This window comes from Streptomyces cylindrosporus (assembly GCF_022698165.1).
Classification (GTDB): Bacteria; Actinomycetota; Actinomycetes; order Streptomycetales; family Streptomycetaceae; genus Streptomyces; species Streptomyces cylindrosporus.
Genome location: NZ_JALDAY010000006.1, coordinates 341,831 through 356,962, shown reverse-complemented (window position 1 = coordinate 356,962; position 15,132 = coordinate 341,831). Strand labels below are relative to the sequence as shown.

Annotated in this window: 6 protein-coding genes; all 6 read left to right on the top strand. The window is 73.8% G+C overall.

The window, feature by feature from the left end:
- Positions 1-176 precede the first annotated feature (176 nt).
- Genes MQP27_RS21405 through MQP27_RS21380 form a run of 6 tightly spaced genes read left to right on the top strand, consistent with a single transcriptional unit; the run spans position 177 to position 15,093 of the window.
- Positions 177-7,130 carry a type I polyketide synthase gene (locus MQP27_RS21405; protein WP_242766898.1) on the top strand — a complete coding sequence of 2,318 codons (6,954 nt, stop codon included), beginning with the start codon at positions 177-179 and terminating at the stop codon, positions 7,128-7,130.
- A 13-nt stretch (positions 7,131-7,143) separates the two neighbouring features.
- Entirely contained in the window at positions 7,144-11,703 is a 4,560-nt protein-coding gene (locus tag MQP27_RS21400; RefSeq protein WP_242766897.1) for a type I polyketide synthase, read from the top strand.
- Positions 11,700-12,011: an acyl carrier protein gene (locus tag MQP27_RS21395; protein ID WP_242766896.1), complete on the top strand. Its 312-nt coding sequence runs from the start codon at positions 11,700-11,702 to the stop codon at positions 12,009-12,011. The genes MQP27_RS21400 and MQP27_RS21395 overlap by 4 nt, the downstream gene beginning before the upstream one ends.
- A 3-nt stretch (positions 12,012-12,014) precedes the next feature.
- The gene (locus MQP27_RS21390) at positions 12,015-12,827 is read left to right on the top strand and encodes an alpha/beta fold hydrolase (protein ID WP_242766895.1); all 813 of its coding nucleotides are present in this window, start codon (positions 12,015-12,017) and stop codon (positions 12,825-12,827) included.
- A complete protein-coding gene (locus tag MQP27_RS21385; RefSeq protein ID WP_242766894.1) occupies positions 12,824-14,014 on the top strand; it encodes a glycosyltransferase in 1,191 nt (396 codons plus the stop codon). The genes MQP27_RS21390 and MQP27_RS21385 overlap by 4 nt, the downstream gene beginning before the upstream one ends.
- A complete protein-coding gene (locus MQP27_RS21380; RefSeq protein ID WP_242766893.1) occupies positions 14,011-15,093 on the top strand; it encodes a class I SAM-dependent methyltransferase in 1,083 nt (360 codons plus the stop codon). Before MQP27_RS21385 ends, MQP27_RS21380 begins: the two co-directional genes overlap by 4 nt.
- Positions 15,094-15,132: the final 39 nt, after the last annotated feature.

Sequence of the window (15,132 nt, the reverse complement as noted above, 5' to 3'; positions counted from 1 at the left end):
AATCACATACGGTGTTGACCACCGCCTTACCGCGGGTCTAGTTTCCAAGCAGTTTCCCCACGAAAACCGCTCGCGACGCGTCACGGAAAACGGACGAGACGCGCATTCGCGATTCAATTCGCTGTCTTTGGGCTCAATCCCCCCACCACGCAGTTTCACCGTTCATTCGGAGAATCATGACATCTGCCGTGTGCGCCGAAGACCTGATCATCGGAATCACCCCCTTCGGCGAGCCCGACCCCGGGCTCGCCGCCGCCGTCACCCGGGCCGGCGGGCTCGGAGTCCTCGACCTGGGTCCCGGCGACCGGACATCCAGAGAAGCGCTGGCACGACTCCGGCACTGGACACCCGGCCGCTTCGGCGTGCGCATCACCGCGCACTGCCGGACCGAGCCCGCCGAACTCACTGTCCCCGGCGGCCCCCACACCGTGATCCTCGGCGCCGACGCCCCCTGGCGTATCGACGACACGGCCGCCGACCACCGGGTGCTCGTCGAGGTCACGGACCTCGACCAGGCACTCGCGGCGATCGCCGCGGGAGCCCACGGCCTGATCGCCCGGGGCAGCGAGAGCGGCGGCCGCATCGGCGAACTCACGACCTACGTCCTGCTCCAGCAACTCCTCGCCGAACCCACCGTGGACGTCCCGGTGTGGGCGTGCGGCGGCATCGGCCCGCACACTGCGGCAGCGGCGGTGGTGGGCGGCGCGGCCGGGGTTGTCCTGGACAGTCAGCTGGCCCTGCTGGCCGAGTCAGGCCTACCGGAGGCAACGGCAACCATTCTCCGCTCCATGGATGGTTCGGAAACGACGGTGGTGTCTGGCTACCGTGCACTGCGACGCCCTAAGGGGCGCGGGGCTGTGACATTTGCGGCTCCGCCGCGTGGGCGCGACCAGCCCCCGACAACCCGCAGCCGCCAAACCACGGATCTGCCCCTCCCGGTAGGCCAAGACGGCTTCCTGGCCGCCCGCTTCGCCACCCGCTGGCACACCACCGCCCGAACACTTCGCGCCCTGACCGACGCCATACGAGACGCCGTACGCGACGACACCCCCGCCGCGACTCTCCGCCCCGGCTCCCCGCTCAGCGCAGCGCTCGGCACCCGACTCCCCGTAGCCCAGGGCCCCATGACCCGCGTCAGCGACCAGGCACGCTTCGCCGCCGCCGTCGCCGAGGACGGCGCCCTGCCCTTCATCGCGCTCGCCGTCGCCGGCCCCGAACAAACCCGCACCATGCTCACCGAAACCCGCACCGCCCTGGCCGGCCGGCCCTGGGGCGTCGGCATCCTCGGCTTCGCGCCGGAGGACGTCAGGAACGCCCAGCTGGACGCCGTGCGCGAACTGCGGCCCACGCACGCGATCATCGCGGGCGGACGTCCGGCCCAGGCCGAGGCCCTGGAGCGGGCCGGCATCAGCGCCTTCCTGCACGTGCCCTCGCCCGGACTGCTCAAGCAGTTCCTGGAGGCCGGAGCACGCCGGTTCGTCTTCGAGGGCTCCGAGTGCGGCGGCCACGTCGGACCGCGCGCGAGCTTCCCCCTCTGGGAAGCCCAACTCGCCGTACTGGAAGACTACTTGGACGGCACGGATGACGAGACCGCGGCCGCCGTCGAGGTGTTCTTCGCCGGCGGCGTCCACGACGAGCGGTCCGCCGCGATGGTCGCGGCCCTCGCCGCACCCCTGACCGCGCGCGGCGCCCGCGTGGGCGTCCTCATGGGCACCGCCTACCTGTTCACCGAGGAAGCGGTCACCTGCGGGGCGATCCAGCCTCTCTTCCAGCAGCAGGCCGTACGGGCGCGGGCGACCACCCTGCTGGAGACCGCACCCGGACACGCCACCCGCTGCGTGCCGAGCCCCTTCACCGACGGCTACCGGGAGTTCGAGGCCGAACTGCGCGCCCGGGGCGTGCCCGACCGGCAGATCTGGGAAGAGCTGGAACGCCTCAACGTCGGCCGGCTGCGCATCGCCGGCAAGGGCGTCGAGCGCGCCGCGGACGGCACCCTGACCTCCGTCGACGAGGAACGCAGCCTCGCCGAGGGCCTGTTCATGGCCGGCGAGGTGGCGGTCCTCCGCTCGGCGACCACCACCCTCACCGCCCTCCACCGCTCGGTGACCGACCAAGCCGCCGACTTGCTCACCGCCCGGGCACGCGCCGTCCGCGCCCGCCTGGGCGAGGACGCGCGGACCGCCCCCGAGGCGCCCGCCCCGCTCGACATCGCTGTCGTCGGCATGGCCTGCATGTTCCCGGACGCCCCCGACCTCGCCACCTACTGGGCGAACATCCTCGCCGGCCACGACGCCGTCGGCGAGGTGCCGCCCGAGCGCTGGGACCCGGCCGTGCACTGGTCCGAGGACGGCACCGGAGCCACCGTCTCGAAATGGGGCGGCTTCCTGCCGCGGATCCCCTTCGACCCGCTGCGCTACGGCATCCCGCCCGCCTCCATCGGCAGCATCGAACCCGTCCAGCTGCTCGCCCTGGAAGCCGCCAGGCGAGCCCTGGACGACGCCGGATACGGCGAACAGGGACGGGAGTTCGACCGTACGCGCACCTCCGTGGTCTTCGGCGCCGAGGCGGGTAGCGACCTCTCCAACGCGACCACCCTGCGGGCCGTCCTCCCCGCGTACTACGGGCAGCTCCCGGACGGCGTCGCACAGCAGCTGCCCCGCCTGACCGAGGACTCCTTCCCCGGCATGCTCTCCAACGTCATCTCGGGCCGCATCGCCAACCGCCTCGACCTCGGCGGCGCCAACTACACCGTCGACGCGGCCTGCGCCTCCTCGCTCGCCGCCGTCGACGTCGCCTGCAAGGAACTCGTCGGCGGCACCAGCGACGTCGTCCTGTGCGGGGGCGCCGACCTGCACAACGGCATCAACGACTACGTCCTCTTCTCCTCCGTGCACGCCCTGTCCCCGACCGGACGCTGCCGCGCCTTCGACGGCTCGGCCGACGGCATCGCGCTCGGCGAGGGCGTCGCCTGCGTCGTACTGAAGCGCCTGGCCGACGCCGAACGCGACGGCGACCGTATCTACGGCGTGATCAAGGGAGTCGGCAGCTCCAGCGACGGCCGCTCGCTCGGCCTGACCGCGCCCCGCCCCGAGGGCCAGCGAACCGCGCTGCAACGGGCGTACCGCAACGCGGGCGTCTCACCCGCCGACGTCGGCCTCGTCGAGGCGCACGGCACGGGAACCGTCGTGGGCGACCGCACCGAACTCACCATCCTCAGCGAGGTGTTCACTGACGCCGGGGCACAGCCGGGCGCTTGCACGCTCGGCTCGGTCAAGTCGCAGATCGGGCACACCAAGTGCGCCGCCGGACTCGCGGGCCTGATCAAGACCCTCCTCGCCCTGCACAGCGGGGTCAGGCCACCCACCCTGCACATCGACCGGCCCAACCCGGCGTGGCAGGAGGACGGCAGCCCCTTCGTCTTCCACGCCGAGGCACGGCCCTGGGCCGCCCCGGTGGCCGGGCGGTTCGCGGGGGTGAGCGCGTTCGGCTTCGGCGGCACCAACTTCCATGTGGTGCTGGGCGCTTACGACGATCCCGTACCGTCGGCTCACGGCTTCGACGTCTGGCCCGCCGAGCTGTTCACCTTCCGCGGCCGGGACACGGCGACGGCCCACCGCGCGATCGAGGCCCTCCTGGCGGCCGCCGACACCGGTGACGCCCGCCCCTGGCGGCTGCGCGACCTCGCCCTGACCGCGTCCCGCCGCGCCGAGGCCGGCCAGGGCCCGGTCCAGGTGGCGGTGGTGGCGACCTCGGTGGACGGCCCGGACGGCCTGCTCGCCCAACTGCGCAGGGCGCTGGCGGGCGAGCACGACCCGGCGGCGGGCATCCATCTCGCGGACCGAGAATCCGGCGCGTCCGCGGACCGGTTCCGTGGCGCCGTGCCCGCACAGGCGGACAGTACGAGCGACGAACCCGCCCTGCCCGTGGGAAAGGTGGCCTTCCTCTTCCCGGGCCAGGGCAGTCAGCGCCCCGGAATGCTCGCCGACGTCTTCCTCGCCTTCCCCGAGCTGCAGCACTATCTCCAGCTCGGCCGCGAGCACGCCGACGTGCTGTACCCGTCCGCCGCCTTCGACGACGCCACCCGCGACCGCCACCGGGCCGCCCTCACCGACACCCGGGCCGCGCAGCCCGCGCTGGGCATCGCCGGGCTGGCCGCCCACGCCCTGCTCACCGCGGTCGGCGTACGGCCCGACATGGCGGCCGGCCACAGCTACGGCGAACTCGTCGCCCTGTGCGCGGCCGGTGCCGTCGGCCCGGAGGCACTGCTGCGGCTGAGCGGCGAGCGCGCGGCGGCCATCCTCGCGTCCACCGGCACCGACGACCCGGGCACCATGGCCGCGGTCGAGGCGGGCGCCGAGGACGTCGAGCGCACCCTGCGCGAGCGCGGCGCCCCCGCCTCGGTCGTCGTCGCCAACCACAACGCCCCGCGCCAGACGGTGATCTCCGGTCCGACGCAGGCGGTCACCGACACGGTACGACTGCTGCGGGACGCCGGGTTCGGCGCGAAACGCATCCCGGTGGCCTGCGCCTTCCACAGCCCCCTGGTCGCCGATGCCGGAGCGCGCTTCGCCGAGGCCCTCGCACAACAGACCGTCCACGCCCCCGAGTTCCCCGTGTGGTCCAACCGCACCGCCGCCGTCTACGGCGACGACGCGGACGCCGTACGGACCGAACTGGCCGCCCAGATCGGCGCACCCGTGCGTTTCGCCGAGCAGATCGAGGCGATGTACGCGGCCGGGGCGCGGACCTTCGTCGAGGCGGGACCCGGCACCGTGCTGACCCGGCTGGTCTCCCAGATCCTCGGCGACCGCCCGCACCGCACCATCGCCTGCGAGCCGCACGCCGGAGCCGGCCTGCGCGGCTGGCTCGACGCCCTGGCCCGGCTGGCCGTCACCGGAGTGCCGGTGAGCACCGGACGGCTCTTCCGCGGCCGTGACGCCGTCGACGCGAGCCGCGCTCCCGCACCCGTACGGCCCGGCTGGACGGTCGACGGACAGCTGGTCCGTACCGCCGCAGGCGACTTCCTTCCCGGCGCCCTGACGCCGGCCCGACGCGTCGTGGAGACGACAGTGACGACGAACCATCCGCAGGGTGTCCCCGGCACGGCCGACCGGGACGCGCTGATCAGCGAATTCCTGCGTACCAGCCGCGAGATGGTGGCCGCCCAGCGCGATGTGCTGCTCACCTACTTCGGGGCGACGCCCGGGACGCCGCCCGTTGCACCGGCGGCTCCCCAGCCGCTGCCGGTCGCCGAAGTCGTCATGCCGCAACCGGAGTTGGAAGCCGCCGCGGCCGTCGAGGCTCCGGCGACCGACCTCGAACAGGTCGTCCTGGAGATCATCAGCGAGCGCACCGGCTATCCCGTCGACATGATCGAGCCCGACCTGGACCTGGAGGCGGACCTCAGCATCGACTCCATCAAGCGGGCGGAGATCGCCGGTGAGCTGGCCAAGCGCCTGGGCATCGGGGGCGCGGACGTCACGGCGCTGGACGACATGGAGCTGGAGGAGCTGGCCAGGGCCCGTACGGCGGCCTCGGTGACCGGATGGCTCGCGGCACGCCTCCCCGCGGGCGACCCGGCCGAGGAGGCGCGGGAAGCACCGCGGCCGACGTCCACGACCGACGATGTGACACAGCACCCCGCGCCGGTGACCGGCGTGGCGCCGAAGCGTCTCCAGCTGCGACCCGTGCGCCTGCAGTACCAGGACGGCGACGGCCCGGCGGACCCGACCGGCGCGCTCACCGGCCTGCGGATCCTCCTCGTCGGCGACGGCGGTGACACGGCCCGCGAGGCCTTGGCCCGGCTCACCGCGCACGGCGCCGACGCCCACCACGTCACCGCCGACGACCTGCTCTCGGAGACCGGCACCCCGGTGGACGCCATCCTCTACCTCGACGCCCTCAGCCCCGCCGGCCTGCCGGTCCTGCCCACCGCCTTCCCCGTGCTGCAGGCCGCGCTCCGCCGCACCCCAGGGCGGCTGATCGCCGTAAGACCCTCCGGCGCGATCCGCTCGGCCGGGCTGCACGGCCTGTTCCGTACCATCGCCCGCGAGTATCCGGAGACGGTCGCCCGGGTGGTCGACCTCGACGACACCTCGTCCAGGACGGTCGCCGACGCGCTGCTGGCCGAACTGCTGATCTCCGGGTCGGACGCCCCTGTCGTCCTGCGCTCCGCGTCCGGCCGGCAGGGACTTGAGCTGGTCGAGACCCCGCTCGGCCCCCTGGCCACCAACGGCGCCGGACCGGCCGGGGACGGAGCCGCCGAGGCCGCCGCGCTGGGCCTCGACCGGGACTCGGTGGTGCTGCTGGTCGGCGGAGCCCGCGGTATCACCGCCAAGGTGGCCGCCTCGCTCGCCGCGGCATCCCGCTGCCGTATCGAACTGCTCGGCAGGACACCCGCCCCGGCCGGACCCGAGGACCCGGCGACGGCCGACGCCCGCACCCCGGCCGAACTGCGCGCGGCGCTCGCCGCCCAGGGCGGCCTGGCCCCCGCCGAGATCAACCGAAGAGCCGAACTCCTGCTGGCGCAAAGGGAGATAGCCGCCACCGTCGCGGAACTGACGGCGCTGGGCAGCCAAGTCCGCTACCACGCCGTCGACTTCCGCGATCCCGACGCGGCACTCCAGGCCGTGAAGGAGACCTACGCCGAGTACGACCGCCTCGACGGCGTGGTCTACGCGGCCGGGGTGATCGAGGACCGGCTGATCGCCGAGAAGAGCGCCGAGTCCTTCGAGCGTGTGTACAGCACGAAGACCTGCGGTGCCGAAACCCTGCTGGCCGCGCTGGAGGGCATGCCCAACGGACCTGCCTTCACCGTGCTGTTCGGCAGCATCTCCGCCGTCCTGGGCAACCGCGGCCAGGCCGACTACGCCGCCGCCAACGACGCCCTCGAAACCCTGGGCACCGCCTGGGCCGCCCGCACCGGACGCCGGGTCCTGACCGTGCACTGGGGGCCCTGGGCGCCGGCCGAGGGCCACAGCGGCATGGTGACCCCGGAACTCGGCCGTGAGTACGCCCGCCGCGGCATCCGGCTCATCGACCCCGACGAAGGCACCGCGGCACTCCTGCGCGAGCTCGCCTGGGGCGAGGAATCGGCCGGGGCCGTCGTCTACACCGCCTCGGGCTGGTGAGATGCGACCGCACATGACGGGCCGCCAGACCCCGGTGGCCATCGTGGGCATGTCGGCGCTGCTGCCCGGCGCCGCCGGTCTGGACGCCTACTGGGACAACCTGCGGCACGGCCGGGACGCCATCTCCGACGTGCCGGACGGGCGTTGGGACACCGACGCCTACTACCGGGAAGGAGCGGCGACCGGCCGGGCCGTCGCGGAGCGGGTGTACTGCCGGCGCGGCGGATTCGTCGACGCCCTGGCCGAGGTGGAGGTCACCCGGTTCGGGATCATGCCGAACTCGGTGGCCGGCACCGAGCCCGACCAGCTCATCGCCCTGCACGTGGCCGCCGAGGCCCTCGCCGACGCGGGCGGCGAGGGCCGGTTGCCGGACCGCCGTCGCGTCGGCGTCGTCCTGGGCCGGGGCGGCTACCTCACCCCCGGCCTGGTCCGGCTCGACCAGCGGGTCCGTACCGCGGGACAACTCGTGCGTACCCTGGGCGAGTTGGTCCCGGAGCTGACACCCGGTCAACTCGACCGCGTCCGCGAGGCGTTCACCGACCGGCTCGGCCCCGACAGCCCCGAGAACGCCATCGGCCTGGTGCCCAACCTCGCCGCCTCCCGGGTCGCCAACCGCCTCGACCTGCGCGGTCCCGCCTACACCGTGGACGCGGCCTGCGCCTCCTCGCTGGTCGCCGTCGACCAGGCGGTCGGCGAACTCACCGCCGGACGCTGCGACGTGATGTTCGCCGGGGGAGTCCACCACTGCCACGACATCACTCTGTGGAGCGTCTTCTCCCAGCTGCGCGCCCTCTCCCCGTCCCAGCGCATCCGCCCCTTCCACCGGGACGCCGACGGCATCCTGATCGGCGAGGGCACCGGCATCGTCGTCCTCAAGCGACTCGCCGACGCCGAACGCGACGGCGACCGCGTGTACGCCGTCATCCGCGGTACCGGCGTGGCCGGCGACGGCCGTACCGCGAGCCTCGTCAACCCGGACTCGGCCGGCCAGGCCCACGCCGTGCGCCAGGCCTGGCACGCCGCCGGGCTCGATCCGGCCGAACCCGGCTCCGTCGGCCTCCTGGAGGCACACGGCACGGCCACCCCGGCCGGTGACGCGGCCGAACTGGCCACGCTGGCCGAAGTGTTCGGCCCGGCGGAGGGCGCCGGTTCGCGGGAGCACGCCGTCATCGGCTCGGTGAAGTCGATGATCGGCCACACGATGCCCGCCGCCGGAGTGGCCGGCCTGATCAAGGCCGCCCTCGCCGTCCACCACGGCACACTCCTGCCGACCCTCCACTGCGACGACCCCCACCCCGCGCTCACCGCCACCCGCTTCCGCCCGCTGCGGCAGGCTGAGCCGTGGGAGACCACGCCCGAGCGGCCGGTGCGGCGGGCCGCGGTCAACGCGTTCGGGTTCGGCGGCATCAACGCACACGTGGTCCTGGAGGAGCCGCCGGGCACACGCCGGCCGCGCCGCGCCAAGGCCGTCGTGACCGAGCCGGAGAAGACGCTCCTGCTCGCCGCCGACGGCCCCGAGGAGCTGGCCCGGCTGCTGGACGCCTCCGACACCGCCGTCCTGGCCGCCGGCCTGGACGACCGCCGTACCCACGCCGCGGCCGGCGGCTGCCGGCTCGGTGTGGTCGAGCCGACCGCCAGGAAACTGGCCCTCGCCCGCAAGGCCGTCGCCAAGGGACGCGCGTGGCAGGGCCGCAGCGACGTGTGGTTCGCACCGCGACCGCTGGAGGGCGGCCTCGTCTTCGTGTTTCCGGGCCTGGAGGGCGAGTTCGTGCCCCAAGTGGACGATGTGGCCGCCCACTTCGCTCTGCCCGGCATCCACTCCGGCGCCAAGGTCGCGGACGTCGGCAGGCACGGCCTGGAGGTGGTCGCCGTCGGCCGGCTCCTCGACGCCGCGCTGGGGCGCATGGGCGTCGTACCCGACGCGGTCGCCGGGCACAGCGTCGGCGAGTGGACCGCGATGGCGGCGGCGGGCCTGTATTCCGCGGACGAGGTCAGCGACTTCATGGCCGCCTTCGACCCCGACAGCCTGAACGTCCCCGGACTGTCCTTCGGCGCGCTGGGCGCACCGGCGGCGCGTGTCCTGGCCGCCCTCGACGAGGAGGCGTGGGCGGCGGCCGGAGTCGTGCTCTCCCACGACAACGCGCCGAGCCAGTCCATGGTTTGCGGTCCGGACGAAGCGGTCCAGGAGTTCGTACGGTCCTTCCGGGCGCAGGGCGTGATCGCCCAGGTGCTGCCGTTCCGCTCCGGCTTCCACACACCCATGCTGAAGCCCTACCTGGCCCCCATCGAAGAGGCCGCCCGCCGCCTCCGGCTCCTCCCGCCGACGGTCCCCCTCTGGTCGGGGACGACCGCGTCGCCGTATCCCCAAGACGAGTCAGGCGTACGGGAGTTGTTCGTCCGGCATCTGCTGGAGCCGGTCCGGTTCCGGCAGTTGGTGGAGGCGCTGTACGACGCCGGACACCGCACCTTCGTCCAAGTCGGCACCGGCCGGCTCGGCTCGCTCATCGACGACACCCTCGCCGGCCGCGACCACCTGGTCGTGGCCGCCAACTCCCCGCACCGCTCGGGCCTCGCGCAGCTCCGCCGGGTGGCGACCGCCCTGTGGAGCACGGGCGCGGCGGTAGCCCCGGCCCTCACCCCAGCCCAGGCCTCCCCGGCCTCCCCGCGGTCGACCCGGCCGCCGGTCCGGCTCGACCTGGGCGGAGCCCTGGTGTCGCTGGAAGGCCCGGCCCTCGCGGAACTACGTCACACCCTCCGACCTGCCGCCGGACAGCCGCACTCCTCGCCGCTGGACACGCTCGCCACGCGCTCATCGGCCGCCGCCGAACTCTCCGCCCTGCTGCGGGACACGGCGGCGACGGCCGCGGAGCTGATCACCGCGGGCGCGCGACGCCCGACCGGGCATCCGAGCGCCACACCGACCGGCCACCTGGCCGCCCCGCCCTTGCCACCGGCCTCCATCCCGCCGGCTGTGCGTCCCGCCCCACCCCAGGAGCACCGCACCACCGTCCACGTCTCCACCGACGCCATGCCCTACCTCCTGGACCACTGCTTCTTCCGGCAGCGCCCGGGCTGGCCCGACATGGCCGACCGGTGGCCGGTCGTGCCGGCGACCACGATCGTGCACCACATGATGGAGGTGGCCGAGCGGGCGGCCCCCGGCAAGCGGGCGGTCGCCGTGCACGGGGCCCGCTTCGGGCAATGGGTCACGGCCACGCCACCGGTGGACGTGCCAGTCACCGTGACCGCCGAGGGCCCGGACCGGCTCGCGGTCGCCTTCGGCCACCAGGCCCGTGCCGTCGTCGAACTCGCCGCCGGCCACACCGCTGCACCCCCGCCCCCCTGGCGCACGGACCCCGCCACCGAACACATCCCCGAGCACACCGCGGACCGGCTCTACCGCGAACGCTGGATGTTCCACGGCCCGGCCTTCCAGGGCGTCACCGAGCTCACCGCCATCGGCGACTCCCACATCCGAGGCGTGATCACCACACCCGCAGCCCCCGGCGCCCTCCTCGACAACGTCGGCCAGATCCTCGGCTACTGGATCATGGCGACCCGCACCGAGCGGACCGTCGTCTTCCCCGTCCAGACACGGCAGATGCGGTTCTACGGCCCTCACCCGGCCCCCGGAACCGAGGTCGCGTGCCTGGTGCGGATCACCTCCCTCACCGACACGGAACTCGAAGCCGACGTCCAGCTGACCGTCGCCGGACGGGTCTGGGCGGAGCTGACCGGCTGGCAGGACCGCCGCTTCGACAACGACCCCAAGACCCGGCCCGTCGAACGCTTCCCCGAACGCAACACGCTCTCCGAGGCCCGGCCCGGCGGCTGGATGCTGTTGCACGAGCGCTGGCCCGACCTCGCCTCCCGCGAGCTGACCATGCGCAACCTGCTGAGCGGCGCGGAGCGGTCGGAGTACGCCGCCCACCCGCCACGCGGCCGCAGACAGTGGCTGCTCGGCCGGATCGCGGCCAAGGACGCGGTGCGGCGGTGGCTGTGGGACCACGGCGAGGGTCCGGTCTTCCCGGCTGAGGTGCGGGTGCGCAACGACGCGTCCGGGCGTCCGTACGTCACCGGCCTGCACGGCCGGACCCTGTCCCCGCTGGACGTGTCGCTGGCCCACCGCGCCGAGGCGGCGGTCGCGATCGTACGGCCGCGACACGGAGACGCCGGCGCCGGTCCCGGTTCCGGTCCCGGCATCGACATCGAGGAGGTCGTCGACCGCGACCCGGCGACCTTCGCCACCGCCCTCGGCGTGTCCGAACTCGCCCTGCTGCGGGAGCGGTCCGCCGCCACGGCCGAGCCGGAGGCGCTCTGGTTCACCCGGTTCTGGGCGGCGAAGGAGGCGGTCGCCAAGGCGGAGGGCACCGGATTCGCCGGCCAGCCCCGCGACTTCACCGTCCTCGAAGCGACCGAACCGGAAGTGCTGTTGGTGTCGGGACGGCTGAACGGCTCCTACCTGGTGCGACACGAACGTACCGCCAATCCACCGGGACTGCCCGACCGGAACTACGTCGTGGCCTGGACGGCCGGCCCGGCGACGCCCGCTAAGGAGACGGACGACCGATGACCCACCCCACCGCCACGGACGAGGACGCGGTCCTCGCCGACATCGCCGGCCTGCTCACCGCCCTCCTCGAAGACGAATACGGGCTGGACGACGTCGAGATCGGCATGGCGACCACCTTCAACCGCGACCTGGAGCTGGAAAGCATCGACCTGGTGACACTCGCCGGCCTGCTGGAGGACAAGTACGGCCGACAGGTCAACTTCGCCGAGTTCCTGGCCGGGATGGAGTTCGACGAGATCATCGACCTCACCGTCGGCCGACTCGTCGAGTACGTCGTGCACAGCCTGAAGGCGGCGGAGGCGGGCTGAGCCATGGCGATGGTCGACACCGGTCAACTCCGGTTGCACGTACAGCGGATGGGGCCGCGCGACGGCCGGGCGGCGACCGCCACGGTCGTGCTCGTGCACGGGCTCCTCACCGACAGTCTGGCCAGCTACTACTTCACCGTCGCGCCCGCGTTCGCCGCGTCCGGCCTCGACGTCGTGATGTACGACCTGCGCGGCCACGGCCGCAGCGCCCGCCCGTCGAGCGGCTACACCCTCGACGACAACATCGACGACCTGGAGGCTCTGCTGGACCGGCTGGAGGTGACCGGCCCGGTCCACCTCGTCGGCAACTCCTACGGCGGCACCGTCGCCTTCGGCTACGCCGCCCGGCACCCTCAGCGGGCCGCGAGCGTCACCCTGATCGAGTCCGAACCGGCCACCGCGGCCTGGTCGGTCAAGCTCGGCGGCATCCTGCGACGCGTCCTGCACGAGCTGGCGTACAACGAGACCGACGCGCTCACCTGGATCAACGCCCACCGCGGCCACAACACCGCACGCCTGGCCAAGGGCGCCGCCCGGCTGGCCCGGGAGAGCACACTGGCACGGGACATCCCGGCCAGCCGGGTGCTGACCGAGGACCGCATCCGCGCCGTGCGCTGCCCGGTGCTCGGGGTGTACGGCGGAGACTCGGACCTCGCCGAACTCGTGCCGTGGCTGGAGGAGTTGCTGCCCGACTGCCGGACGGTCGTGGTGCCGGGGCACGAGCACTCGGTGCTGGTGGAGGCGGCGGGCGTGGTCGGCGGGCACATCCTCACGCTGATCGACGGGGTGCGCTCGGCGGAAGCCGTCGCCCGGTGAGCAGATTCCTGTTCGTCGTACCGCCGTTGACCGGGCACATCAACCCCGCGGTGGGGGTGGCGGCCGAACTGGCCGCACGCGGACACGAGTGCGCCTGGGTCTGCCCCGACCCCGGCCTTGTCCGCCGGCTGGCGGGCCGGACCGCGGTGGTCTTCCCCTGCGAGGGACCCGTGCCCGGCGCCGGGCACGGTGTCCGGCCGCCGGACATCCGGGGCCCGGAGGCGCTGAAGTTCCTCTGGGAGCGGTTCCTGGTGCCGCTCGCCGACGAGATGGCGCCCGGGGTTCGAGCGGCGGTGGCGGACTTCGCGCCCGATGCCGTCGTGGCGGATCAACAGGCCCTGGCCGGCGGGCTGGTGGCCGAGCGGCTGGGCCTGCCGTGGGCGACCTCGGCCACCACCTCCGCGGAGTTCGCGGACGCCCTGGCGGGCATGCCCAAGGTCGCCGAGTGGCTCGACGGCGTCCTGCACCAGCTCCGCGCCCGCGTCGGCGATCCGGCGGGGACCGGCGACCCGCGCTTCTCCCCGCACCTCGTCCTCGCCTTCAGCACACTGGAGTTGGCCGCCCCCGCGACACACACGGAGCGGATCCGCTGGGTGGGGCCCTCCATCGGACACCGCCCGGCCGCGCCCGGCTTTCCCTGGCACCGGCTCGATCCGGGCCGCGCCACGGTCCTGGTCACCCTCGGCACCGCCAACACCGACGTGGGCGCCCGCTTCCTCGGCGAGTGCGTGCGGGCGCTGCGTGAACGCGCCGACCGCGTGCAGGGCGTGGTCGTCGATCCGGGCGCCGCCCTCGGCCCGCCCGACGACCAGGACAAGGACGTACTGATCCTGCCCTCCGTGCCCCAACTCGCCCTGCTGGAAAGGACGCAGGCCGTCGTCTGCCACGGCGGCCACAACACCGTGTGCGAGGCCCTGTGGCACGGCGTCCCCCTCGTCGTCGCACCCATCCGCGACGACCAGCCGGTGGTGGCCGCACAGGTCACCGCGGCGGGCGCGGGCGTCCGGGTGCGCTTCGGCCGGGTCACCGCCGCACGGCTGGGCGCCGCCCTGGACGCCGTACTCGACGAACCCGGTCACCGCACCGCCGCCGACCGGATCCGTACGGCGTTCCGTGCCGCCGGAGGCAGCCGGGCGGCCGCAACCCACCTGGAGCGACTGGCCACACCCGCCAAGGAGGACACATGAGCGACGATCCGGCCACCCCGCCGCGCAGCCGCGGCGAGCAGGTGGCCGCCCTGCGCCCCGGCTACGCGGCCGACCTCGCCGACGGCCTCGACCGCTTCTTCGAACCCCGGCGCGACACCTGCCCGTGGTGCGGCTCGGACCGGCTCACGACACGGCTGCGCACCACCGACCTGATCCAGCACAAGCCCGGCCGCTTCGTCCTGGACCGGTGCCGGGAGTGCCGGCACACCTTCCAGAACCCGCGCCTGAGCGAGGCCGGACTGGAGTTCTACTACCGGGACTTCTACGACGGGCTGGGGGAGAAGCAGCTCGGCCAGACCTTCGGGGGCCGGACGAAGATGTACGTCGGGCGGGCCGAGTCGCTGCTGCCGTTCGTCGACACGCCCAAGAAGTGGCTGGACGTCGGCACCGGACACGGCCACTTCTGCGAGGCGGCCCGGATCGTCCACCCCGGCACGTCCTTCGACGGCCTGGACTTCACCGACGGCGCCGAACTCGCCGAGCGCGCCGGACGCGTGGACCGCGGCTACCGGGGCGCCTTCCCCGAGCTGGCCGGCGGACTCGCGGGCGCCTACGACGTCGTGAGCATGTTCCACTACCTGGAGCACAGCACGGAGCCGGCCCGTGAACTCGAGGCGGCGCACCGGGCCCTGCGCCCCGGCGGTCATCTGCTGATCGAGGTCCCGGACCCCGACAGCCGCTACGCGCGTCTGCTGGGCCGCTGGTGGCTGCCCTGGCTTCAGCCGCAGCACCTGCACCTCGTGCCCGTGGAGAACCTGCGCCGCCGGCTGCGCACCCTCGGCTTCACGGTCATGGCCGAGCAGCACGCCGAGCCGCACGACCCCGTCGACCTCCTCGCCGCCGCCTGGCTGGCCCTGGACGCCATCGCCCCGCGCGACGACCTGCCGTGGCTGCCCACCCCGCCGACCGCCCTGCAGCGCACCCTCCGGGCCACGACCCTGATCGCCGGCATCCCGGCCCTGGTCCTCGGCACGCTCACGGACCGCTTCGTCGTCAGGCCGCTGGCCCGGCCGCTGGGCCTGGCCAACGCCTACCGGCTGGTGGCCCGACGCGACTGAGGCCGCCGACGGACCCGGCACTCCATGAGCGCCGGGTCC

What these genes read in the sequence shown, in the direction of transcription:
- MQP27_RS21390 (WP_242766895.1), top strand. Translation starts at nt 12,015, where the DNA reads ATGGCGATGGTCGACACCGGTCAACTCCGGTTGCACGTACAGCGGATG.
- MQP27_RS21380 (WP_242766893.1), top strand. Translation starts at nt 14,011, where the DNA reads ATGAGCGACGATCCGGCCACCCCGCCGCGCAGCCGCGGCGAGCAGGTG.
- MQP27_RS21395 (WP_242766896.1), top strand. Translation starts at nt 11,700, where the DNA reads ATGACCCACCCCACCGCCACGGACGAGGACGCGGTCCTCGCCGACATC.
- MQP27_RS21405 (WP_242766898.1), top strand. Translation starts at nt 177, where the DNA reads ATGACATCTGCCGTGTGCGCCGAAGACCTGATCATCGGAATCACCCCC.
- MQP27_RS21400 (WP_242766897.1), top strand. Translation starts at nt 7,144, where the DNA reads ATGACGGGCCGCCAGACCCCGGTGGCCATCGTGGGCATGTCGGCGCTG.